Raw genomic sequence first — 23945 nt, 5'->3', positions numbered from 1 at the left:
ATCCATTAAGCGGTAGAGCACGATTTGACATAAAAATGAGCGTGGCCTGCGCAACTGGCGCGGCCCAAGCCAGCGACCGCCGCGCAAGGGCCGCCCCGCCGCGCTGGAGGTGTCCCCCTTCCGCAGCGCGTAGCGCTGCAAGAGAAGGGGGAAGGCGCGCAGCGCCTCAGGGGGATGCCGCCTAGCTATGCTTCCACAATCATCCGAGTGCGCATTTCCAGGTGGAGTGCGTGGCAGAAGTGCGTGCAGTAGCACCAGAACACACCGGGCTTGTCGGCCACAAAGCTCACCGACTTGGTCTCCAGCGGGTTCACGATGAAGTTCACGTTGTAGTTCGGGATCGCAAAGCCGTGCGTCAGGTCTTCGATCTTGTCCAGGTTGGTCAGGATCAGCGTGACCTCGTCACCCTTCTTGAGCTTGAACTCGCGCAGGCTGAAGGCCGGGGCTTGCGAGGTCATCTTCACGGTGACCTTCTTGCCGCTGCGGAACACGCCGGACTCCTTGGGGTCCTTGACCGCCAGCGGGAACTCGTCGAGCGTATAGACCTGCTTGGGGCGCACCAGGTCGCGCTTGAAAATGATGAAGTCATGGGGCTCGCCGCGCACGGGGTGGTCGGCCAGCAGCACCATCTTCTCGCCCGAAATGTCGATGAGCTGTTCGTTCTCGGGGTGCAGAGGGCCCACGGGCAGGAAGCGGTCCTTGGAGAACTTGCAGCCCACGGCCAGGTACTTGCCGTCGGCGGCCTTGGTCTCGGACTGCGAGGCGTTCAAGTGGCCCGGCTGGTATTGCACATCGAGGCGGTCCACCACGTACTTAGCGGTCTTGTCGCCCGCGTGGAACTTGATGGCGGCCTCCACGTTCCACTTTACGACCTGGCTGTCCAGGAACAGGGTGGTGTAGGCATTGCCACGGCCGTCGAAGGCGGTGTGCAGCGGGCCCAGGCCCAGCTCCACCTCGGCCACGATGGCGGAGTCCAGCTTTTCGAGCTTGCCGTCGAAATAGTCCAGCACCTTGGCCAGTTCAATCACGGTGCCGGTGGGCGACAGCTTGCCGGCGCAGATGAAGTATTTGCCATCGGGGCTGGCGTTCACGCCGTGGGGGTTCTTGGGCACCGAAACGTAGGCAGTGAGTGCTGTCTTGGGGTCCTTGTTGGCTTCATGGGTGCCGTCCACCACGGGCACCTTGCTAGTGCCGATGGTCTTGAACTTGCCAGCCTTCACGGCAGCCTCGATGCGGCCCACGTTGAAGAACAGGCAGGCATCGCGTTCGGCGGACATCATGTCCTCGTACTTCGCGCCCATCTCCACGTTGTACTGGTTGGTGGCGGCCAGCTTGCCGTCGTATGACGTGGCGACCAGATCGCAGTTGCCGTCGATCAGCACCTGCCAGCGCACTTCCATCGTTTCTGCATCGACGCAGCTGAACATGGAGTGGTATTTGCTGGAGTCTTCCGTGCCCGTGTTGGGCAGGGGGATGGCGAACTCACCGCCGCAGAACACGCGCGTGGTGTAGTTGATGGCCGGGTCCACCGGGTCGGCCTTGTCCGGGAAGATGCCGTGAAAGCCCTGCACGTTGGGCAGCTCGGTGATCTTGTCGCACACGAAGTAGTCGAGGCGTATGCGCGCGATGCGGCTGTTGATCTTGTCGTTGATCCAGGCGTAGCGGCCGTCGTAGTTGCCGTCCTTGTACGAGGCATGTGTGTGGTGGGTGTCGGCCACCGTGTACTTCAGGCTGCCATCGGCCTTGGTGCCCATCACAGCTTTGGATTCATTCGTGATGCCCCAGCCCACCAGGGCGTCGGGTACGAAGCAGGGGATGCGGGTGATCTCGCGGCCCGAGGGCAGGCCCAGGACGCGCATGTCGCCCGTGTGGCCGCCGCTCCAGAGGCCGTAGTAGGTGTCCAGCTCGCCGGGCTTGAGGTGCACGTTGGCGCCAGCGGCGGCATGGCTGGCCGCAGGTGCTGCAGGGGCGGGGGCCGCAGGCGTTGCAGCGCTGGGCTTTTCGTTGCATGCGGCGACGCCTGCAGTCAGCCCGACCAGGGCCGCCGTGTTGATGAAGCTGCGTCGGCCCAGGCCAGCAGCGGGAAGGGGACTGTCTTTTCTCTCGGTCATGGTTTTCCTCTTTGGGATCGCTCAGTTGAAAAGGGGTGGTGCGCGTGCAGGGGGGCTGAACGCCACCCCTGTGCGTGGAAAAAGTGGTGTGTGAAAACGGGGCTGGAAGGTGGGGGCTGCGGCAGTGGTTGCCGCTGCGAGATGGGTGGTGGGTGGCGTGTCGGCCCCGAGGCACACAGGGCAATCGAGACCGGTGGCGTCTGCCGCTACCAGGCCCTCAGCGGTCTTCACCACCAGCTTGGCGCTGCCTGTGCCGGAGCAGACCAGCTCCATGCTTCGCGGCACTACCAGCGGTGAAGCCACCGCAGCAGCCAGCGCCATGACAAACCACGCCAGCACCCAAAGGCGCAGTGTTCGCAGGTTGTGATGGCTTTGCATGGCACGGATAATAGATTCACGTAATATGAATCAATTTGATCTGGATCATGCTTTGGCGGCGCTCGCCTCTGCCCAAAAGTGCTTCTTGCACCTACAGTCAATGCACCGGTCTGAAGCGGTGCCTGTGCAATGCCGGTAGGTTTTTTCAGGCCAGGTGCTGGACGCATTTCGTCGCATTTCTCGCGCAGCCACAGGCCCTCTCAGGTATTTTTTAACCCCCAAGAACAGGATGTATGCGATGCAAAAGAAAACCGTGATGGTCGCCGTAGCGATCTTGGCCACACTGCTGGCCGGTTGTGGCGACAAGAAGTCGGAACCTGCTCCGGTGGCTGCACCCGCTGCGGTGACGGCCCCAGCGCCCGCAGCGGCCCCCGCCGCACCGGCTGCCGCAGAGAACGAACTGGGCAAGAGCGTGTTTGGCAAGACTTGCGCCATGTGCCATGCCGCTGGCGTGGCCGGTGCCCCCAAGCCGGGCGACAAGGCCGACTGGGGCCCGCGCATTGCCCAGGGCAAGGACACGATGTACAAGCACGCGATCGAGGGCTTTACCGGGGCGAAGGGCATGATGCCTGCCAAGGGGGGCTCCGCCAATCTGACCGACGCTGAGGTCAAGGCCGCCGTGGATTACATGGCCGACAAGTCGCTCTGAGCGGAGGCGCCATGCAGCAAGCTTCTCTGCCCCCTCAGGGTCTGTCGCGCCGTCGCATGGTGATGGCATTGCCCTTGCTGGGTGGTGCGGTCTGGGGTGGTGGCGCGTCAGCGGGCGCACGGGTGGTGTCTGAACGCAGCTCGCGTCCCCTGATGGGAACGCAGGTGGATATGGCGGTGGAGGGCGTTGATGGCCCGCAGCTGCGCCGCGCCATGGACCGGGCCTATGCAGAGATGCAGAGGCTGGAGGCGCTCATGAGCCGCTACCAGCCACGCAGCGTGGTCAGTCGCATCAACCTGGCAGCGGGCGTGACGCCAGTGATGGTTCCGGCCGAGGTCATGGCGGTGCTGCAGAGCGCGCAGCGTGTGTCGGCAACAAGCCGTGGGGCCTTTGATGTGACCGTGGGGGCTTTCAAGTCCTGGAACTTTGGCCCTGGCGAAAAGGTGGTGCCCGGCGCCAGCGAGATCGCGCGGCAACTGCCGCTGGTGGATGCGCGCGGCCTGGTGCTGGACGTGGCAGCAGGCACTGCCTTCCTGGCCCGCCAGGGCATGGCGCTGGACCTGGGCGGCATCGCCAAGCTACCGATCCTGGAAGCCGGCATGAACACGTTGCGCTCCGAGGGTGTCGAGAACGCCATGATCAACGGCGGTGGCGACGTGATGACCCACGGGCTGTGGCAAGGCAGGCCCTGGCGTGTGGGGCTGCGCGACCCACGGTCTCCCGAGCGTCTGCTGGGTGTGGTGGCCGTGGCGGGCGCCGGTGTGGTGGCCTCGTCGGGTGACTATGAACGCTTCTTCTTCCACCAAGGCCAGCGCCAGCACCATGTGCTCAATCCGCGAACAGGGCGCCCGGCATCGGGCGTGCATGGCGTGAGCCTGGTGGCGCGCGACGTGGCGGCTGTCAACGGACTGGGCGCCGCGCTGATGGTGCAGGGCCCGCAGGCGGGCAGGGCACTGGCGCAGCGCATGCCAGGGCTGGCCGTGCTGATCGCCGGGCAGGACGGTGGTGTCTGGCAGTCCACCGCCATGTCGGCGTTGCTGGAGCCAGTGCCGTCCTGAACCTGCTGCGGTTTATTCAGCCCGGGGCCTGTGCCTGCTCGCAATGCACCTGCAGCAGCTCACGCTCGGCCAGCGTCGCGCCAAAACGCACGGCGCTCAGGCAGCCGCCCCACACGCAGCCCGTGTCCAGTCCGAGCAGATCGCTGCGGTTGAGCCAGCCCAGCGTGGACCAGTGACCGAAGGCCATCAGCGTGTCCGCTGTGCGCCGCCCTGGCACGTCGAACCAGGGCATGAGGCCGGGTGGGGCGGCGCTGGCGCTTTCGGTGCTTTCAAAATCCATCACGCCGTCGGCCGAGCAAAAGCGCAGCCGGGTGAGCGCATTCACGATCACCCGCAGGCGATCCGTGCCGGTCAGGTCGTCACTCCAGCGGTCGGGGATGTTGCCGTACATGGCGTGCAGAAAATCGGGCAGGTCTGGGCCGCGCAGTACTGCATGGACTTCGTCCGCGTACGCGAGAGTCTCTGCGGCCGTCCAGGTGGGCAGCACACCGGCATGCACCATCAGCAGCGTTTGCCCCGCATGCGTGTGGGTGCGGGCCAGGGGCTGCTGGCGCACCCAGTCGAGCAGGGCAGCGCGGTCGGGGGCGTCCAGCACCGTGCCCAGCGTGTCGCGCCGCGAGGGCTTACGCGCACCGTGTGCGGCGGCCAGCAGGTGCAGGTCGTGATTGCCCAGCAGGCATCGGATGGCGTCGCCATGGCGCATGCAGCGGCGCAGCACGGCGGCCGAGTCAGGCCCTCGGTTGACGAGGTCACCCAGCAGGTAGACCGTGTCGCGGCTAGGGGAAAAGCCGATGGTGTCCAGCAGGCGGTCCAGCGCGGCGTCGCAGCCCTGGATGTCGCCGATACAGTAAAGCGCCATGGTGATCTTTATGAGTGAAGCACGGATTTTCTGCTGATCGCGTCGCCGACCTTGCTCAGCATGTGCCGGAGTTGGGCGTTGAGGCCGAGGACGCGCGGTGTCCGCATGGACGGGCGGCGAAATTTCTGCCCGAAACCCTCAATGGGGTGGAGTTGCTGGAGCAGTTACGGGCCCGTTCTGGGCGCATGGTGTTTGTGGGCGATGAATATGGTGTGGCGCAATGCACCATGACCCGCGCCATTTACTGAATGCCATTTCCGTTGAATTGCAGCCCTGGGGGCGCCGCGATGCCTGGGCCCCGCAGCGCGATGACGGAGGCGGGCTGTTGGATGGCTGGGGATGTCCTGCATAACCCTCGCGAGTCGGTGGTAGTGCGGATCGGGATGGGACGCAAGGCGTCTTTTTGCAGCCAATAGCCCAGCTATTGGCAAGAAAAGCAACGCAGCGAACCGCCCGAGGCCGCGCTATCACAGACCGCAGGGAGTTATGCAGGTCATCCCTGGATACCGGTGTCGGAACTCAAGGCGCGCCTGGATATTCGCAATTTAGCGTGTGAGGACCGTGGTTGCTATAACACGCGGGCGGCCCGCTTGAGGGAAGAAACGGGGCATTTGATGGAAGTGGGCGACCGCATTCGGTGCATGGGCTGGGTATTTGAGGTGCTGGCGCTGGAATGCAATCGTATCGACAACGTATTGCCCCAGCCAGAAGACGGAACCCCGGTCGCCTCCAGCAAGCATCAATACCCCGGTTGTTCAGCCAGACGCAAACCATGCATCAATGGGTGTTGGGGGTTAATGCCAAGAATTTTTAATGAAATTCTGAAAGTGGTTGCACAAAAAAGGCACATTATTCTTATAATTCGCGGGTCTTCACCCTTATCCAAAATCCAGACACCATGACCAGCTACAAAGAACTGTTGAAGCAGCGCGAAGCCCTTGAGCAACAAATCAGTGAAGCCCGGCGCCGGGAACTGTCGGACGCTGTGTCGCAGGTCCGTTCACTGGTGGCCGAATATGGGCTGACTGCCCAGGACGTGTTCCCCACCGGCAAGGCGTCTGGCAAGACAGGCCGCAGTTCTACGGCCGGCACCAAGGTGGCGCCCAAGTACCGCAACCCCGCCACCGGCGAAACCTGGACAGGCCGTGGCAAGGCTCCAAAGTGGATTCAAAACGAAAACCGCGAAAAGTTTGTGATTTAAGGGTCTTTGCCCTGCATTAAAAAAGCCCGCTGATGCGGGCTTTTTTAATGGGCTACTCTTGGCCAGGACAAAAGGTGCTCAGGCGGGTGGCGCCTCGACAACTGTACGCACTGTGCGACGAACAGGAAATGCATGTGCGGTAACTCCGCGCGCAGTGTCTGCGATTTATCGGCAGCGCAATGTACTTTGTGGAGCCATTTGGTGAATCGGATGGTCATCGTTTTAATTTTGCACTGCGCGCATTGATTGCACCCTCACAGTGCACAGGCATTACGTTCAGCCTTCTGCAACCCCGGGGTTTTCCTGCGCAATCTTGCGCAATACCTGTGCCGTGAAATCGTCCGCCGGAAAGAAGGATTCCACAGCCAGCTCCTGCAATGTCACATCCACCGGCGTTCCGAATATCGTGGTGGTGCTGATGAGGGAGAGCATTCCATGCACGCTTTCAAAGCAGAACGGCATTACCACGCCCAGCATTTCACCTGCCAGTACCAGGGCATCGGATTCCGGCGGGGCGGGATATTGCAGCAGTTCTGCCTGCAGTGCGATCAGTGCCGGGTCGGCCGTGGCCTGTATCTGCTGGCGCAGGCGTTCAAACAGGTGCGCCCGCCACTGCGCCAGATTGGCGATGCGCGGCGCCAGCCCCTGGGGGTGCAGGCTCAGCCGGAACACGTTGACAGGTGGCGCCAGCAGTTCGGGACTGACGTGGGCAGACAGCAGGGCCAGCGCGGCGCGGTTGGTGGCCACCACGTTCCAGCAGCGGTCGAGGGCAATGGCGGGGCAGGGTTCGTGGCCCTTGAGCACCAGTTCCACCGCCTGGCGCGCCGCGGCCAGCGCAGGGTCGTCCAGCGCGCGTTCGCGGTACATGGGGGCGTAGCCGGCGGCCACCAGCAGGGCGTTGCGCTCACGCAGTGGAATGGCCAGGCGCTCGCACAGGCGCAGCACCATGTCGCGGCTGGGGTTGGTGCGGCCGGTTTCCATGAAGCTCACATGGCGCGTGGAGATGTCCGCCTCGTCGGCCAGCTCCAGCTGGCTCAGGTGCCGCTGCTGGCGCCAGGTGCGCAGGTGGTCGCCAAACGAGGTGGGCCCCGCCGGTGCCACGCGGTGCGGCAAAGGATGGCGCGGAGAGCGGTGAGAGGACGGTGCGGTGGAGGTCATGGCCGCCATCCTAGGCGCTAACCGCACACGGGCCATTACCTGGCAGGTCATCGACGCGGTGCGCCAGGGCGGGAACGATGGAGCCTTCTTTCTTCCTCAACCAAGGAGCTTTCCATGTTCAAGCTGATGTCCTCCCCCCGATTCCTGCGTGCCGTGGTCTGGTTCGATGCCTCCACGGGGGTTCTGCTCGGCGCCCTGCACCTGCTGCTGACAGCGCCCCTGGCCGAGTGGCTGGGCCTGCCGCCCGGGCTGCTGCAGGTGACGGGCGCCATGCTGCTGGGCTATGCCGCCCTGGCCATAGCGATTGCCCGGTCTGAGCCCATGCCGCGTGGCTGGCTGTGGGTGCTGATCGTGGGCAACTTGGCCTGGGCGTTGGCCAGCCTGTTGCTGCTGCTGGGCTCCACGCTCACGCCCACCTTGCTGGGCCAAGCCTATTTGCTGGTGCATGTGGTCTCGGTGGCCATGCTGGCCGAGCTGCAGTGGTTTGGCGTGCGCCGCCTGCCAACCTGGGCTGCGGCGTGATGGAGATGGTTGTTTGCTCCTGAAAATATAGCTGCTTGCGCTTGTCCATCAAGCGCCAGGGGCATTTTTTATGCCGATATCGGGCACGGGTGGCGTGGATCGGGCGACCCGACCACGCCACACAGGGTTGGGAGCCGCGTTTGCATAGCCCCACGATTGCACCGCCATGCAGGACTGCCAGAATAGGCTTTGTTGCCTTTCACAGGAGTTTGCCATGGCCGTATCACGCAAGTTGTCGCCCAAGCCCGCCCGCCACGCGTTTGCCAACACCCTCAAGAGTTTCAAGACAGCGTCTGGCAAAGAAGGCCAGTTCTACTCGCTGCCCGCGCTGGCCAAGCAGTTCCCCCAGATCCAGCGCTTGCCCGTGTCGATCCGCATCGTGCTCGAATCGGTGCTGCGCAATTGCGATGGCCGCAAGGTGACCGCCGAGCATGTGCAACAGCTTGCGCACTGGGCGCCCAATGCCGCGCGTACCGACGAGATTCCATTTGTCGTCTCCCGCGTGGTGCTGCAGGACTTCACCGGCGTGCCGCTCTTGGCCGACCTGGCCGCCATGCGCAGCGTGGCCGTGAAACTGGGCAAGAACCCCAAGAAGATCGAGCCGCTGGTGCCCGTGGACCTGGTGGTGGACCACTCCATCATGGTCGACCACTACGGCAAGAAGAATTCGCTCGACCTGAACATGAAGCTCGAATTCCAGCGCAACCGCGAGCGCTACGAATTCATGAAGTGGGGCATGCAGGCCTTCGACACGTTTGGCGTGGTGCCGCCGGGCTTTGGCATCGTGCACCAGGTCAACCTCGAATACCTGGCGCGCGGCGTGCACAAGCGCAAGGACGGTGTGTACTACCCCGACACCCTCGTGGGCACCGACAGCCACACCACCATGATCAACGGCATTGGCGTGGTGGGCTGGGGCGTGGGCGGCATTGAGGCCGAGGCCGCCATGCTGGGCCAGCCGGTGTACTTCCTCACGCCCGACGTCGTGGGCTTTGAGATGACGGGCCAGCTGCGCGAGGGCGTGACCGCCACCGACCTGGTGCTCACGGTGACCGAGCTGCTGCGCCAGCACAAGGTGGTGGGCAAGTTCGTGGAGTTTTTTGGTGAAGGCACGCGCACCCTGGCGTTGCCCGATCGGGCCACCATCGGCAACATGGCGCCCGAATACGGCGCAACCATGGGGTTCTTCCCGGTGGACGAAAAGACCATCGACTATTTCAAGGGCACGGGCCGCACCAAGGCCGAGATCGAAGCGTTTGAGGCCTACTTCAAGGCCCAGGGCCTGTTCGGCGTGCCGCTGGCGGGCGAGGTGGACTATTCGCAGGTGGTGAAGCTCGACCTTGGCAGCGTCACCCCCAGCCTGGCTGGCCCCAAGCGCCCGCAAGACCGCATCGAGCTGGGCAAGGTCTGCAGCCAGTTTGCCGACCTGTTCAGCAAGCCCAATGCACAAAATGGTTTCAATCGCCCGGCCGAGCTGCTGCACACGCGCCACCATGTCCGGGCCAGTGATGCTCCTGTCGATGTGGGCGCTCCGGCAGAGGTGCCAGCGCCATCGGGTGCACCGCGATTCATCGTGGAGATGGAGCAGAACAAGCCCACGCTGGCGGCCGCGCATGCCGAAGTCCCCGCCCAGCAAGCCAGCCGCACGGGTGACGTGACCGTGGGCAATGGCGACGTGCTGATTGCCGCCATCACCAGCTGTACCAACACCAGCAACCCCAGCGTGCTGCTGGCCGCAGGCCTCTTGGCCAAGAAGGCAGTGGAGGCGGGGCTCAAGGTCAAGCCGCACATCAAGACCTCGCTCGCCCCTGGCTCGCGCATCGTCACCGAATACCTCACGCAGACCGGCTTGCTCCCTTACCTGGAAAAGCTGGGCTTTGCGCTGGCGGGTTACGGCTGCACCACCTGTATCGGCAATGCGGGCGACCTCACGCCCGAGCTGAACGAGGCCATCACCAGCAACGACCTGGTGTGTGCCGCGGTGCTGTCGGGCAACCGCAACTTCGAGGCGCGCATCCATCCCAACCTCAAGGCCAACTTCCTGGCCAGTCCGCCGCTGGTGGTGGCCTATGCCATCGCCGGCACGGTGCTCAAGGACCTGATGACCGAGCCGGTGGGCAAGGGCAAGGGTGGCAAGGACATCTACCTGGGCGACATCTGGCCCAGCAGCGAAGAGGTGCACGCCCTGCTCAAGTTCGCCATGAACGGCAAGGCCTTCCGCGAGAACTACGCCAAGGTGGCCACCGACCCTGGCAAGCTGTGGGAAAAGATCAAGGGCGTGAGCGGCACCGCCTACACCTGGCCCGCCAGCACCTACATTGCAGAGCCTCCGTTTTTTGCACAGTTTGCTCTTGAAAAAGGAGCTGCTAACGCAGATCCATCAAGCGCTGGAGGCCAAAATGATGCCAAACTTCCATCGGTGATCGGTGCCCGCATCATGGCACTGTTTGGCGACTCCATCACCACTGACCACATCTCGCCCGCAGGCTCCATCAAGGAAAGCTCACCCGCTGGCCAGTGGCTGCGGCAGCATGGCGTTCAAAAGGCCGACTTCAACAGCTACGGCGCGCGCCGGGGCAACCACGACGTGATGGTGCGCGGCACCTTTGCCAACGTGCGCATCAAGAACCTGATGATCCCGCCCACTGCCGACGGCTCGCGCGAAGAGGGTGGGGTGACGGTGTTCCAGAACGAAGGCGCGCTGCAGGGCGAGAAGATGTTCATCTTCGATGCCGCCATGCAGTACATGGCGCAAAAGACGCCCACGGTGATCTTTGCGGGCGAGGAATACGGCACCGGCTCCAGCCGCGACTGGGCCGCCAAGGGCACGCAGCTGCTCGGCATCAAGGCCGTGGTGGCGCGCAGTTTTGAGCGCATTCACCGCTCCAACCTGGTGGGCATGGGGGTGCTGCCGCTGCAGTTCAAGGCGGGCGAATCGTGGGAGACGCTGGGCCTCACGGGCAATGAGCTGATCGATGTGGTGCCCGACCCGGCGCTCACACCACAAAGCGACGCGCAACTGGTCATCCGCCGCGCGGACGGCTCGCGCCAGGAAGTCACCGTCACGCTGCGCATCGACACGCCCATCGAGGTGGACTACTACCAGGCCGGCGGCATCCTGCCGTTTGTGCTGCGCCAGTTGTTGCAGGGGTGACACTGCCCTGTCGGCGGTGCAGGGCACCGGCATCGTCGGCAACGGGGCTTCGGCCCCGTTTTGCATGGAGCCCGATGGTGGGGGAAACACGCACCCCCGCGCCTTACTCGTCGATACACTTGTGACGCTATGTAGAACCCGGTAGAAACACTCCAGACCATGCCGCTGTCCTCGTCACCCACCCGCACCCCGCCTGCGCGTTCACCGTGGGCGGATGCGCCCGCCCTGACAGTGGTGCTGGTGGTCGCAGCATTGACGCTGGTGATCGTGCCAGTGGCCCAGATGCTGGGGCCGGGGGCGGGTTCCCAGCACGGCCTGGAGCCATTTATGGAACTGGTGGCAGTGCTGTTGGGGTTGCTGGTGGTATCGGTATCCCTGCACACACTGGACCCGTCCGAGCAGGCCCGGGCCAATGTGCTGGTGGCGGGCTTTGGCGTCGCCGCGGTGTGCAATTTTCTGCACGGCGTGCTGGCACATTCCACGCCCGTGCACATGCCATCGGGCACGGCCCACATCTCTCTGTGGCTGAGCAGCTGGGCGCGGGTGGTCGAAGTCGTCACCCTGCTGCTCACAGCTGCGCGGCTGGCAATGCCCGGCCCGGCCAAGGTCTGGCTGGCCGCCTCGGGCGTGGTGGCGCTGCTGCTGGTGGGCTCGGCCATGGGGCCCCTGCCAGGCTGGTTTGCCGCTGCGGCGGGCGGGTCATTGCGGCAATACCTGGCCTTTGTGCTCGTGGTGGCGCTGGGCGTAGCTGCAGTGTGGCTCCACCGCAATCCGGGCCGGCGCGAACGGGTGTTTGCCTGGGCCGCCGTGGCCTTTCTGGGGGGTGAGCTGGTGGTGGGCCTGATGGGTGGGCATTCGCCCATCGGGGGGCCGTTGGCGCACGGTCTGCGGGTTTTGGCGTATGCGTTGTTGTACCAGGCCGTTTTTGATGCGGGCATACGGGCGCCGTTCGCCCGTGTGCAGGAGGCCGAGCGGCGCCTGCGCGAGAGTGAAGGGCGTCTGTCGCTGCTTGGGCGCAACCTGCCCCACAGCGTGTTGTTCCAGGTGGTGCGCGAGCTGGATGGCTGCTCACACTTTGTGCACATGGGCGATGCGATCGAGCGGCTCAATGGGGTGACGGTGCAAGAGGTCATGGCCGATTTCCGGGTGTTGTATCGCCAGGTGTTGCCCGAAGACATCGACCGCCTGCGACAGGCCGAGCGGCAGTCTTTTCTGACCATGACCAGCATGGAGGCCGTTTTTCGCGTGCGCCGCACCGATGGCCAGATACGCTGGATGCACCTGAGTTCATCGCCCCGTCTGCTCGACGACGGGCGTGTGCTGTGGGATGGTGTACAGACCGACATCACGGCCCACCGCCTGGCCGAGGAGGCTGCGCATGCCCACGAAGCGCTGATGGCCAACATGCTGCGCCAGGTGCCCGGCGGTGTGGCGCGCTTGGACCGGGATCTGCGCGTCTTGTATGTCAATGCGCAGCAGGCCAGCTGGCTCTACCGCAAGCCCGAGGAGCTGCAAGACCGCCTGCTGCAGGAGGTGATCCCGGCCGATGTTTTCGCCCGCATGCAGCCCCATTTCGCCAAGGCCTTTGCGGGCGAGACGGCCGTGTTCGAGAACCGCATAGACGGGCCTGACGGCCTGCAGGTTCGCCACACCACCATCGCGCCCGAGAGCGTTACCGAGCAAGGCGTGCCTGCCGTTGTGCTGTTTGCCTACGATCTGACCGGGCTCAAGCGCGTGGAGGCCGAGCTGGCCGACCAGAAGGCCCATCTGGCCCGCGTGGTCAACGCCATGCCCGACATGGTGTTCTTGAAGGATGCCAGCGGCGTGTACCTGTCCGTCAATCCGGTGTTCGAGCGATTTGCGGGCAGGTCGGAGCGGCAGATCGTGGGCTGCAACGATTTTGACCTGGTGGCCCCCGCCGAGGCTGAGCGCTTTCGCAAATATGACCAACGCGCCATGCAGGCCTGGCAGCCGCTGGTTTACGAAGAAACACTGACCTTTGCCGAAGATGGCTACCGAGGCCAGTTCGAGACCATCAAGACCCCCATCCGTGACCTGACCGGCCGGGTGACGGGGGTGCTGGGGGTGTGCCGCGACATCACAGACCGCAAGCGCGCAGAACAAGAAATCGAGCGCCTGGCCTTCTTCGACGCCCTCACAGGCCTGCCCAACCGCCGCCTGCTGCTGGACCGCCTGCAGCGCTCCATCGCCGCCTGCCAGCGCACCAAGAACCTCGGCGCCCTGCTGTTCATCGACCTTGATAACTTCAAAGACCTCAACGACACCCTGGGCCACGACATGGGCGACCAGCTCCTGTCCCAGGTCGCCACCCGCCTGGTGGGCAGCGTGCGCGAAGCCGACACCGTGGCCCGCTTTGGCGGCGACGAATTCGTCGTCATGCTCGAAGCCCTGGCCCCCGACCTGCAAGACGCCGCCACCCAGGCAGAAACCGTGGCCGAGAAACTCCTGGCCAGCTTGAACCAGCCCTTCGAACTCGACGGCGCCCAGCACTACAGCACCCCCAGCATCGGCATCACCCTCTTTGGCGACGAACGCCTCACGGTGGACGAACTCCTCAAACGCGCCGACCTGGCCATGTACCAGGCCAAAGCGGCAGGGCGCAACACCCAGCGCTTCTTCGACCCCGACATGCAAGCGGCCGTCAACGCCCGCTCCAACCTGGAAGCCGACCTGCGCCAGGGCCTGGCCCGGGGCGAACTCCTCGTGCACTACCAGCCCGTCGTGGACCACCAGTCCCAGCTCATGGGCGCAGAAGCCCTGGTGCGCTGGCGCCACCCCCAGCGCGGCATGATCAGCCCCGGCGACTTCATCCCCCTGGCCGAACAGACCGGCCTGATCCTCCCTTTAGGCCAATACGTGCTGCAAACCGCCTGCGAACAACTGCAGCGCTGGGGCCAGCACGAAGCCACCGCCCACCTGTCCATCTCGGTCAACGTCAGCGCCCGGCAGTTCCGCCAGCCCGGCTTTGTGGCCGAAGTGCTGCAGACCCTCAAGAACCACCACGCAGACCCCCGCAAACTCAAGCTCGAACTCACCGAAAGCCTGCTGCTGGGGGACATCGAAGACACCATCGCACGCATGGTGCAGCTCAAGAGCGAAGGCGTGGGCTTTGCGCTGGATGACTTTGGCACCGGCTACTCATCGCTCTCCTACCTCAAGCGACTGCCGCTGGACCAGGTCAAGATCGACCAGAGCTTTGTGCGGGACGTGCTGACGGACCCCAACGACGCGGCGATTGTGCGGACCATCCTGGCGCTGGCCAAGAGCCTGGACCTGGAGGTGGTGGCCGAGGGGGTGGAGACGACGGGGCAGCTGAGTTTCCTGAGGCTGCATGGGTGTGAGGGGTTTCAGGGGTATCTGTTTGGGCGCCCGGTACCCATGGATGTGTTTGCGCGCGAACACCAGCTGGGCTTGTTTGCCCAGCCCGCGCTGGCCCTGCCGGAAGGACGCAAGCCATGACCGAACCGGGCATTCTCTGGGTGGACAGCGACACGCAGCATGCAGCGGCAGCGCGGCATCTGATCGCCACCCGCTACCCCGACTGGCGTGTCGTGAACAGCCCCACACCCGAGGCCGCCCGGGCGCCGCTGGCGTCGCAGGCCTGGGATGCCGTGGTGTTGTGCCTCAAGCCTTCGGTGCAGGACCTGCCCGGCGTGCTGGAGCTGTGCGCGGGCCGTCCGGTGCTGATGTGCATCGACGCCCACCAGGAGGCATTGGCCGCACGCGCGTTTCGCTGCGGGCTGGGTGACTACATGGTGCGCGAGGCAGATGGTGTGGCACACCTGCCGGAGCTTTTGCACCGTCTGGCCGTGCTGCTGCAGGGAGCTCAGGGGCAGGGCCAGCCCGTGCGCATGGTGGACGCCCGCATCTGGCAAGAAGCGCTGACTTTGCTGCAGGAGCAGCGCACTGCTCTGCAGGCCACCCTGGCCAGCATGAGCCAGGGCATCTTCAAGACGGCGCCGGATGGCAGCATCACCGTCTACAACCAGCGTGTGCTGGAACTGCTCAACCTGCCCGAATCGCTGATGGCCACGCGGCCCACGCTGGCCGACTTGACCCGCATCCAGGCCGAGCGTGGTGACTTTGGCGAAGGCCACCGCCTGGTGGACCGGCGCGGGCATGACTACGTGGCAGGGGGGGCCGTGGCGCCTGCGCCCGCCGTCTACTGGCGCACCACATCCGATGGCCGCACGTTTGAAGTGCGCACCACCGGGCTGCCCGATGGGGGGCTCGTGCGCACTTTTGCGGATGTCAGCGACTACGTGCGCGTTGAGAACGAGTTGCGTGAGAGCGAGGCGCGCTTTCGATCGCTGAGTGACCTGTCGTCCGACTGGTACTGGGAGCATGACGCCGAAGGGCGCTTTGTGCAGCTGGCGGGCGACCTGAGCGTCAATGGCATACCGCTGTCCAACGTGATGGGCCGCACGCGCTGGGAGATCGGCGCGCTCAACATGACCGAGACCGACTGGGCTGCGCACCGCGCGGTGCTGCAGGCCCACCAGCCGTTTCGCGATCTGGAGCTGCAGCGTCAGCGGCCCGATGGCAGCATGCACTGGATCTCGGTCAGCGGTGTGCCTGTGTTTGACGCGCAGGGCGCCCTGTGGGGCTACCGGGGCGTGGGCCGCGACATTACCGAGCGCAAGCGGGTCGAGAGCCAGATCGAGCAGCTGGCGTTTTACGATGTGCTCACCGGCCTGCCCAACCGCCGCTTGCTGGTGGACCGGCTGCAGCGCGCCACGGCGGCCGTGGCACGCTCAGGCGCGCAAGGGGCTCTGCTGTTCATCGACCTGGACAACTTCAAGGACCTCAACGACACCCTGGGCCACGATACAGGCGACCAGCTGCTGGTGCAGGCGGCCCAGCGTCTGAAGGCTTGCGTGCGCGAGGCTGACACCGTGGCACGGTTTGGCGGCGATGAATTCGTGGTGCTGGTGGAAGGCCTGAGTGCCGATGGCCCGCACGCCAGTGCCGAGGCCGCGCTGGTGGCCAGCCATATCGCCACCACGCTGGGCAAGCCCTACGCGCTGGGCGATACCAGCCACCACAGCACCCCGAGCATCGGTATTGCGCTGTTTGGCCAGCAGACCGTGAGTGTGGACGAGCTGCTCAAGCACGCGGACCTGGCGATGTACCAGGCCAAAGCTGCAGGGCGCAACACCCAGCGCTTCTTCGACCCTGACATGCAGGCCGCAGTGAGCAACCGTGCGGCCCTGGAGGCCGACCTGCGCCGAGGTCTGCAAGACAAGGAACTGGTGCTGTACTACCAGCCCGTGGTGGACGGCAAGGGCCGCCTGCAGGGCGCGGAAGCCCTGGTGCGCTGGAAGCACCCCCGGCGTGGGCTGGTGTCGCCAGCTGAATTCATCCCGCTGGCCGAGCAGACAGGGCTCATCCTGCCGCTGGGGCAATGGGTGTTGCAGGCCGCTTGCGAGCAGCTGGTGGTGTGGTCGCGCAGCTCGCTCACGCGACAGTTCTTCCTGTCGGTGAACGTGAGCGTGCGGCAGTTTCGCCAGCCCGATTTTGTGGAGCAGGTGCTGGGCTCACTGCAGTCCAGCGGGGCCAACCCCGAGCGCCTGAAGCTGGAACTGACGGAAAGCCTGCTGCTGGCCGATGTGGAGGATGTGATCTCGCGCATGGAGTACCTGCGGCGCTATGGTGTGGGCTTCTCACTGGACGACTTTGGCACCGGCTATTCCTCCTTGAGCTACTTGAAGCGCCTGCCGCTGGACCAGCTCAAGATTGACCAGAGTTTTGTGCGCGACCTGCAGACCGACCCCAACGATGCCGCCATCGTGCGAACCATTCTTGCGCTGGCGCACAGCCTGGATCTGGCCGTGGTGGCCGAAGGCGTGGAGACCACGGGCCAGCTGGAGTTCCTGCAGCGCCATGGCTGCCAGGCTTTCCAGGGCTACCTGTTTGGCCGCCCCATGCCACCAGAGGTTCTGGAGCGGGCGCTGCGGCCTGCGCTGTGACGAGCGACGTATGGCGTGGTGTGGTGTCTGGATGTGGTTGCAGGGCCCCTGCGCCATGACAAACATCCAGGCACGCCCGCACGGCACAATCGGTGCATGAAGAAGCAGGTATTGGTCGCCGGTGGCGGCATTGGCGGCTTGGCCGCCGCGTTGGGCGCATCGCGCGCGGGGTGGGACGTGCGGCTGTACGAACGCGCGGCAGCATTCAGCGAAGTGGGCGCCGGCGTGCAGATCGGGCCGAACGTAGTGCGCCGCCTACAGGCCTGGGGCCTGCAGCAGCCGTTGCAGGCAGTAGCCGCGTTCCCCAGCCGCTTGCAGGTGCGCAACGCCGTCAGTGGCAAGGAACTGGCCGTGCTGCCGTTGGGCCCCACGGCGGTGCAGCGCTATGGTGCGGCCTACGCCACCATCCACCGCGCCGACCTGCATGGCCTGCTGCTTTCCGCGGTGACCAAATACACCGACACGCAGTTGCATCTGGAGCACGCCATCGACGGATTCACCGATGCCGAGGGCGTCGTGACTGTGCGCACCAGCCGGGGCAAGGAGGTGGAAGGCGATGCGCTCATTGGTGCCGATGGTCTGTGGAGCCGCACGCGCACCCAGCTGCTCGGTGCCGTGCCGCCCCGCGTGACGGGGCATCTGGCCTACCGCGCGCTGGTGCCGCAGCATGCACTGCCCGATGCATTGCGCACAGGCCAGGTCACCGCCTGGCTGGGCCCGCGCCTGCATGCTGTGCAGTACCCCGTGCGCCGGGGCGAGTTGCAGAACATCGTCGTCATTGTGCAAGGCCCCGCGCCGCACGATCTGGAAAACTGGGACCACGCTGCCAATGCTGCGGGCCTGGAGCACGCCCTGCAAGGCACCTGCACGGCGCTGCAGGATGTCGTGCGCAGCGTAGGTGCCGCTGGTGGCCCCGGCTGGCGCCTGTGGCCGCTGTGCGACCGCCCACCGGTGCGCGCTGCCGACGAGATGGCGCAAGGCCTGGTGGCCCTGCTGGGCGATGCGGCCCACCCCATGCGCCCCTACCTGGCCCAGGGCGCTGGCATGGCCATTGAAGACGCGGCCGAGCTGCAGCGTGCGCTGGCCATGCACGACCTGGACGTGCCGCTGCGCCTTACCCGCTACGCCCTTAACCGCTGGGAGCGAAACGCCCGGGTGCAGGCGCGCTCCATCCGCAACGGCCGCATCTTCCATGCCACCGGGCCTGTGCGCTGGGGCCGCGATCTGTCGCTGCGCCTGCTGGGCGAGCGGTTGCTGGATGTGCCCTGGTTGTACCGGGGCGATGGCTCCAGCGCCAGTTCGTTGTGAGTTCATTGCAGTGGGCGGGGTGGTGGTAACTGCCCGCCCCGAGCCGCCCGGTTCATGACCCTGCAGGGTGGGTGAACAGCGCCGCTAGGGATGACCTGCATAACTCCCTGCGGTCTGTGATAGCGCGGCCTCGGGCGGTTTGCTGCGTTGCTTTTCTTGCCAATAGCCCGGCTATTGGCTGCCAAAAGACGCCTTGCGCCCCATCCCGATCCGCACTACCACCGCCTCGCGAGGGTTATGCAGGACATCCCTAGGTTGTCAGGATATTCCCTATCCGGGGCAACCCCTGCATGCGCTGCGCGGGATGAACTTTGCGCAGTGTGCCACGCTCTATCCCTGTGTGTGCAAAGCCCCGAAAAGGCAACGGATGCGCCAGCGAATTTGCTGTTCAAGCGCACGCCGTGGTGCTACAAAGGGCCAAGCCGGTAGCGATTCCCACTGCAACACCGTGGCACCACCCGAGCCCGCCGGGGGTGCCGCCACAGGAGGTCGTATGGATGCCATCAGCAGTTTCGCCGCGCGTTATGCCCGTAGCCGCGAAGAGGAAATGTCGATTGACGAGTACCTCGCCGAGTGCAAGCGCGATCCCATGGCCTACGCCACGGCCGCCCAGCGCATGCTGGCCGCCATTGGCGAGCCCGAGATGGTGGACACGCGCAATGACCCGCGCATGTCACGGCTTTTTGCCAACAAGGTCATCAAGCGCTACCCGGCCTTTGCCGAGTTCTACGGCATGGAGGACGCCATCGAGCAGGTGGTGAGTTTCTTTCGCCATGCCGCGCAAGGGCTGGAAGAGCGCAAGCAGATTCTTTATCTGCTGGGCCCTGTGGGTGGCGGCAAGAGTTCGATCGCGGAGCGGCTCAAGCACCTGATGCAGAAGGTGCCTTTCTATGCGCTCAAGGGCTCGCCGGTAAACGAATCGCCGCTGGGCCTGTTTGATGCGCTGGAGGACGGCCCCGTGTTGGAGGAACAGTTCGGCATTCCGCGCCGCTACCTGCAGCGTGTGCTCTCGCCGTGGGCGGTCAAGCGGCTCGACGAGTTTGGCGGCGACATCCGCCAGTTCCGCGTGGTCAAGCGCTACCCCAGCATCTTGAAGCAGGTGGGCATTGCCAAGACCGAGCCGGGCGATGAGAACAACCAGGACATCTCCAGCCTGGTGGGCAAGGTGGACATCCGCAAGCTAGAAACCTTTGCGCAGGATGACACCGACGCCTACAGTTACAGCGGAGGCCTCTGCCTGGCCAACCAGGGCCTGCTCGAATTCGTGGAAATGTTCAAGGCACCCATCAAGGTGTTGCACCCGCTGCTCACGGCCACGCAGGAGGGCAACTACAAGGGCACGGAGGGCTTTGGCGCCATTCCGTTTGACGGCGTGGTGCTGGCGCACAGCAACGAGAGCGAGTGGAAGGCATTTCGCAACAACAAGAACAACGAGGCGTTTCTGGACCGCATCTACATCGTCAAGGTGCCGTACTGCCTGCGCGTGAGCGAAGAGACCCGCATCTACGAAAAACTCATCCTCGAGTCGTCGCTGGGCAACGCAGTGTGCGCGCCGGGCACGCTCAAGATGATGTCGCAGTTCGCCATCCTCACGCGGCTGAAGGAGCCCGAGAACTCCAGCATCTTCAGCAAGATGCAGGTGTACGACGGCGAGAGCCTGAAAGACACCGACCCGCGCGCCAAGAGCTACCAGGAGTACCGCGACTACGCAGGCGTGGACGAGGGCATGACGGGTATATCGACCCGCTTTGCGTTCAAGATTTTGTCGAAGGTGTTCAACTTTGACAGTGCCGAGGTGGCCGCCAACCCGGTGCACCTGATGTATGTGCTGGAGCAGCAGATCGAGCGCGAGCAGTTCCCTGCCGAGCTGGAGACCAAGTACACCAGCTACATCAAGGAGTTCCTGTCCCCCCGCTATGCCGAGTTCATTGGCAAGGAGATCCAGACCGCCTACCTGGAGAGCTACAGCGAGTACGGCCAGAACATTTTTGACCGCTACGTGACCTACGCAGACTACTGGATCCAGGACAACGAGTACCGCGACACCGACACCGGCGAGGTGTTCGACCGGGGCGCACTCAACGCCGAGCTGGAAAAGATCGAGAAGCCTGCAGGCATTGCCAACCCGAAGGACTTTCGCAACGAGATCGTCAATTTTGTGCTGCGCGCGCGCGCCAACAACCAGGGCCAGAACCCCAGCTGGACCAGCTACGAGAAGCTGCGCCTGGTGATCGAGAAGAAGATGTTCTCCAACACCGAAGAACTGCTGCCCGTGATCAGCTTCAACGCCAAGGCCAGCGCCGAAGAGGCGCGCAAGCACGAGGACTTTGTCACCCGCATGGTGAACAAGGGCTACACGCCCAAGCAGGTGCGGCTGTTGTGTGAGTGGTACTTGCGTGTGCGCAAGAGCAGCTGACCAAGGGACTGGATTGCCAGCGCAGCCCTGCGGGCGCTGGTTCATGCATGGGGGCAACGGATGGCATTGCAAATCATCGACCGCAGGCTCGCTGGCAAGAACAAGTCGGTGGGCAACCGCGAGCGATTTGTTCGCCGTTACAAGGAACAGATCGCGGACGCGGTGCGCCGTGCTGTCTCGCAGCGCGGCATCCGCGACATGGAGCAGGCCGAGAGCATCACCATACCGCGCAAGGACATCAGCGAGCCCGTGTTCCACCATGGCCAGGGCGGCATCCGAGACACGGTGCACCCCGGCAACGCAGAGCATGTGCGCGGCGACCGCATCGAACGGCCCCAGGGTGGAGCGGGCGGGCGCGGCTCGCAGGCCAGCGACAGTGGGGAGGGTGAGGACGACTTCACCTTCACGCTGACCAAGGAAGAGTTCATGCAGCTCTTTTTTGAAGACCTGGCGCTGCCGCACCTGCTGCGCACCCACATCGGCGAGAACCCGCAGTGGAAGTCGCGCCGCGCGGGCTACAGCCAGGATGGAATCCCCAACAACCTGGCTGTGCTGCGCACCATGCGCGGGGCGCTGGGGCGGCGCATTGCGCTGGGCAAGTCGACCCACCGCGAGCTGCTGGCGCTGCAGGCCGAGCTGGACGCCCTGCTGGCGCAGGACGACGGCACGAGCGAAGCGGTGGCCGAGCTGCAGCGCCGCATCGACGCGCTGACAGCGCGCATCGACAAGATTCCGTACCTCGACCCCATCGACCTGCGCTTTCGTGCGCGTACGCCGGTGCCAGTGCCCAGCAGCCAGGCGGTGATGTTCTGCGTGATGGACGTGTCGGGTTCCATGGACGAGACGCGCAAGGATCTGGCCAAGCGGTTCTTCATCCTGCTGTACCTGTTTCTTACGCGGCACTACGAGACCATCGACATCGTGTTCATCCGCCACCACACCCAGGCGGCCGAGGTGAGCGAAGAGCAGTTCTTTCACTCCACCGAGAGCGGCGGCACCGTGGTCAGCAGCGCGCTGGCGTTGCTGGACCAGATCATCCGTGCGCGCTATCCGCAGGGCGACTGGAACATCTACGTGGCCCAGGCCAGTGATGGCGACAACTTCACCAACGACAGTGGCATCTGCCGCAACCTGCTGGTGGACAAGATCCTGCCGCTGGTGCGCTACTTTGCCTATGTGCAGGTGGCAGAAGAGGAGCAGAACCTGTGGGACGAGTACAGCCAGTTGATGCCGCTGTTCTCCCACTTTGCAATGCGCAAGGTCGCCGCACCCGGCGACATCTACCCGGTGTTCCGCGACCTCTTCAAGAAAGAGGGGGTGGCCGCATGAACAACGTTGTGCAGTATCCCGTGCTGGAGCGCCGCATCAGCGACAACCCCTGGAAGGCCGCCGCCGTGGGTGAGCGCCGCCACCGCGCCGTGCCCGGCCAGCCCCTGCCGGCGGGCGCGCGGCCTGCCGAGCCGTTGCCCGACCCGAGCGACTGGACGTTCGAGCTGATCGAGCGCTACCACGCCGCCATTGCCGCCACGGCCGAGCGCTTTGGCCTCGACACCTACCCCAACCAGCTGGAGATCATCACCGCCGAGCAGATGATGGATGCCTACTCCAGCGTGGGCATGCCGGTGAACTACCGGCACTGGAGCTACGGCAAGGAGTTTCTGGCCACCGAACGGCGCTACCGGCGCGGGCACATGGGCCTGGCATACGAGATCGTCATCAACTCCAACCCCTGCATCAGCTACCTCATGGAGGAGAACACCACCGCCATGCAGGCGCTGGTGATTGCGCATGCGGCCTATGGGCACAACAGCTTCTTCAAGGGCAACTACCTGTTTCGCATGTGGACCGACGCGTCCAGCATCATCGACTACCTGGTGTATGCCAAGGACTACGTGGCCCAGTGCGAAGAGCGCTACGGCATGGCCGAAGTGGAGCGGCTCATGGATTCGTGCCACGCGCTGGCCAACTTTGGCGTGGACCGCTACCGCCGCCCCTCCAAGAAGAACCTGGCGCGCGAACGGCTGGAGCGCGCGCAGCGCGAGGCCTATGCCCAGCAGCAGGTGAACGAGCTGTGGCGCACCCTGCCCATGCGTCCCGGCAAGGAGGATGCCACGCAGGAGCACAACCGCTTTCCGCAGGAGCCGCAAGAGAACATCCTGTACTTCATCGAAAAAAACGCGCCCCTGCTGGAACCCTGGCAGCGCGAGATCGTGCGCATCGTGCGCAAGATCGCGCAGTATTTCTACCCGCAGCGCCAGACCCAGGTCATGAACGAAGGCTGGGCCACCTTCTGGCACTACACGCTGCTCAATACGCTGTACGACGAGGGCTACCTGAGCGACGGGGTGATGATCGAATGGCTGGGCTCGCACACCAACGTCATCTACCAGCCGCCCGTGGGCCACCGCGCCTACAGCGGCATCAACCCCTATGCGCTGGGGTTTGCCATGTACCGCGACATCCAGCGCATCTGCCAGAACCCTACGGAGGAGGATCGGCACTGGTTCCCCGACATCGCGGGCACACCCTGGCTGCCCGCGCTGGACCACGCCATGCGCAACTTCAAGGACGAGAGTTTCATCGGCCAGTATCTCAGCCCGCATCTGATGCGCGAGATGCGTCTGTTTGCGCTGCACGACGATGCCAACGAGCGCGAGCTGGTGGTCAGCGAGATCCACGATGAGAACGGCTACCGCCGCCTGCGCCAGATGCTGTCGCAGCAGTACGACCTGGGCACGCGCGAGCCCAACATCCAGGTGTGGAACGTGAACCTGCGCGGCGACCGCAGCCTGACCCTGCGCCACACCCAGTTCCAGGGCCGCCCCCTGGCCGACGACACGCAGGAGGTGCTGCGGCATGTGGCGCGCCTGTGGGGTTTTGGGGTGCAGATCGAGAGTGTGGATGCCGATGGCAACCACCCCGTGCTGCTGCACTCGGTGGCCGCATCGGCCGCGTGAACAACAGGGGCTGAGCGGGGGCAGCGCGATGCGCGCCTGCAGACCTGCTGTACGCGCCATGGGCCAGCGCCCATTTTTTGCAGGATGATTGCTATTAAATATATAGCTGGATACGCTCGTTGGATAAGCGCTAAGGCCTGTTTTTGCTTGATATTTTGGAGGCTGGCGACGATGAGGGGCCATT

General features: G+C 64.6%; 16 protein-coding genes and 1 pseudogene. 13 read left to right on the top strand and 4 right to left on the bottom strand.

Annotation, left to right across the window (positions count from 1 at the left end):
- Positions 1-185: 185 nt before the first annotated feature.
- Both nosZ and C8C93_RS13675 read right to left on the bottom strand, forming a co-directional pair.
- Positions 186-2111 (bottom strand): TAT-dependent nitrous-oxide reductase, encoded by a 1926-nt coding sequence (nosZ, locus tag C8C93_RS13680; protein ID WP_121507260.1) that lies wholly within the window; start codon positions 2109-2111, stop codon positions 186-188.
- Between the two features lie 21 nt (positions 2112-2132).
- Positions 2133-2489, bottom strand: a complete 357-nt coding sequence (locus C8C93_RS13675; RefSeq protein ID WP_121507259.1) for a DUF2946 family protein — start codon at positions 2487-2489, stop codon at positions 2133-2135.
- Positions 2490-2727: 238 nt separating this feature from the next.
- On the opposite strand from C8C93_RS13675, the gene C8C93_RS13670 reads away from it, so the two are divergent.
- Positions 2728-3138: a cytochrome c5 family protein gene (locus tag C8C93_RS13670; RefSeq protein WP_055393536.1), complete on the top strand. Its 411-nt coding sequence runs from the start codon at positions 2728-2730 to the stop codon at positions 3136-3138.
- 11 nt (positions 3139-3149) lie between these two features.
- The gene (locus tag C8C93_RS13665; protein WP_121507258.1) at positions 3150-4196 is read left to right on the top strand and encodes an FAD:protein FMN transferase; all 1047 of its coding nucleotides are present in this window, start codon (positions 3150-3152) and stop codon (positions 4194-4196) included.
- Between the two features lie 16 nt (positions 4197-4212).
- Here the strand turns inward: C8C93_RS13665 and C8C93_RS13660 are convergent, their stop codons facing one another.
- Entirely contained in the window at positions 4213-5055 is an 843-nt protein-coding gene (locus tag C8C93_RS13660) for a symmetrical bis(5'-nucleosyl)-tetraphosphatase (RefSeq protein ID WP_121507257.1), read from the bottom strand.
- A 104-nt stretch (positions 5056-5159) separates the two neighbouring features.
- On the opposite strand from C8C93_RS13660, the pseudogene C8C93_RS25425 reads away from it, so the two are divergent.
- The 3 genes and pseudogenes from C8C93_RS25425 to C8C93_RS13650 all read left to right on the top strand — a co-directional run.
- Positions 5160-5389: pseudogene (locus C8C93_RS25425) on the top strand (hypothetical protein); the annotation flags it as partial.
- Between the two features lie 175 nt (positions 5390-5564).
- Positions 5565-5957 carry a transporter associated domain-containing protein gene (locus C8C93_RS13655; RefSeq protein WP_233559390.1) on the top strand — a complete coding sequence of 131 codons (393 nt, stop codon included), beginning with the start codon at positions 5565-5567 and terminating at the stop codon, positions 5955-5957.
- Positions 5954-6256 (top strand): H-NS histone family protein, encoded by a 303-nt coding sequence (locus C8C93_RS13650; RefSeq protein WP_055393525.1) that lies wholly within the window; start codon positions 5954-5956, stop codon positions 6254-6256. Before C8C93_RS13655 ends, C8C93_RS13650 begins: the two co-directional genes overlap by 4 nt.
- 276 nt (positions 6257-6532) lie before the next feature.
- Here C8C93_RS13650 and C8C93_RS13645 read toward each other — a convergent pair whose 3' ends face one another.
- Complete coding sequence (locus C8C93_RS13645; RefSeq protein ID WP_121508796.1) at positions 6533-7414, bottom strand: helix-turn-helix domain-containing protein; 882 nt, start codon at positions 7412-7414, stop codon at positions 6533-6535.
- 114 nt (positions 7415-7528) lie between these two features.
- Between C8C93_RS13645 and C8C93_RS13640 the strand changes: the two genes are divergently transcribed.
- The 8 genes from C8C93_RS13640 to C8C93_RS13605 all read left to right on the top strand — a co-directional run bounded on the left by C8C93_RS13640 (position 7529) and on the right by C8C93_RS13605 (position 23761).
- Entirely contained in the window at positions 7529-7936 is a 408-nt protein-coding gene (locus C8C93_RS13640) for a hypothetical protein (RefSeq protein ID WP_121422602.1), read from the top strand.
- Positions 7937-8150: 214 nt separating this feature from the next.
- The gene (locus C8C93_RS13635; protein ID WP_121507255.1) at positions 8151-11090 is read left to right on the top strand and encodes an aconitate hydratase; all 2940 of its coding nucleotides are present in this window, start codon (positions 8151-8153) and stop codon (positions 11088-11090) included.
- Positions 11091-11249: 159 nt separating this feature from the next.
- The gene (locus tag C8C93_RS13630) at positions 11250-14570 is read left to right on the top strand and encodes an EAL domain-containing protein (protein ID WP_121507254.1); all 3321 of its coding nucleotides are present in this window, start codon (positions 11250-11252) and stop codon (positions 14568-14570) included.
- Positions 14567-17080 (top strand): bifunctional diguanylate cyclase/phosphodiesterase, encoded by a 2514-nt coding sequence (locus tag C8C93_RS13625; protein ID WP_055401741.1) that lies wholly within the window; start codon positions 14567-14569, stop codon positions 17078-17080. Before C8C93_RS13630 ends, C8C93_RS13625 begins: the two co-directional genes overlap by 4 nt.
- A 96-nt stretch (positions 17081-17176) precedes the next feature.
- Positions 17177-18388 (top strand): FAD-dependent monooxygenase, encoded by a 1212-nt coding sequence (locus C8C93_RS13620; protein ID WP_055401739.1) that lies wholly within the window; start codon positions 17177-17179, stop codon positions 18386-18388.
- Between the two features lie 493 nt (positions 18389-18881).
- Positions 18882-20804: a PrkA family serine protein kinase gene (locus C8C93_RS13615; protein WP_121507253.1), complete on the top strand. Its 1923-nt coding sequence runs from the start codon at positions 18882-18884 to the stop codon at positions 20802-20804.
- Positions 20805-20864: 60 nt separating this feature from the next.
- The gene (locus C8C93_RS13610) at positions 20865-22133 is read left to right on the top strand and encodes a YeaH/YhbH family protein (RefSeq protein ID WP_121419245.1); all 1269 of its coding nucleotides are present in this window, start codon (positions 20865-20867) and stop codon (positions 22131-22133) included.
- The gene (locus C8C93_RS13605; protein WP_121507252.1) at positions 22130-23761 is read left to right on the top strand and encodes a SpoVR family protein; all 1632 of its coding nucleotides are present in this window, start codon (positions 22130-22132) and stop codon (positions 23759-23761) included. Before C8C93_RS13610 ends, C8C93_RS13605 begins: the two co-directional genes overlap by 4 nt.
- The last annotated feature ends 184 nt before the right edge of the window (positions 23762-23945 follow it).

The sequence above is a fragment of the Acidovorax sp. 93 genome (genome assembly GCF_003633835.1).
Classification (GTDB): Bacteria; Pseudomonadota; Gammaproteobacteria; order Burkholderiales; family Burkholderiaceae_C; genus Acidovorax; species Acidovorax facilis.
Note: the sequence above shows the minus strand (reverse complement) of the source record. Positions and strands in the feature narration are given on the sequence as shown.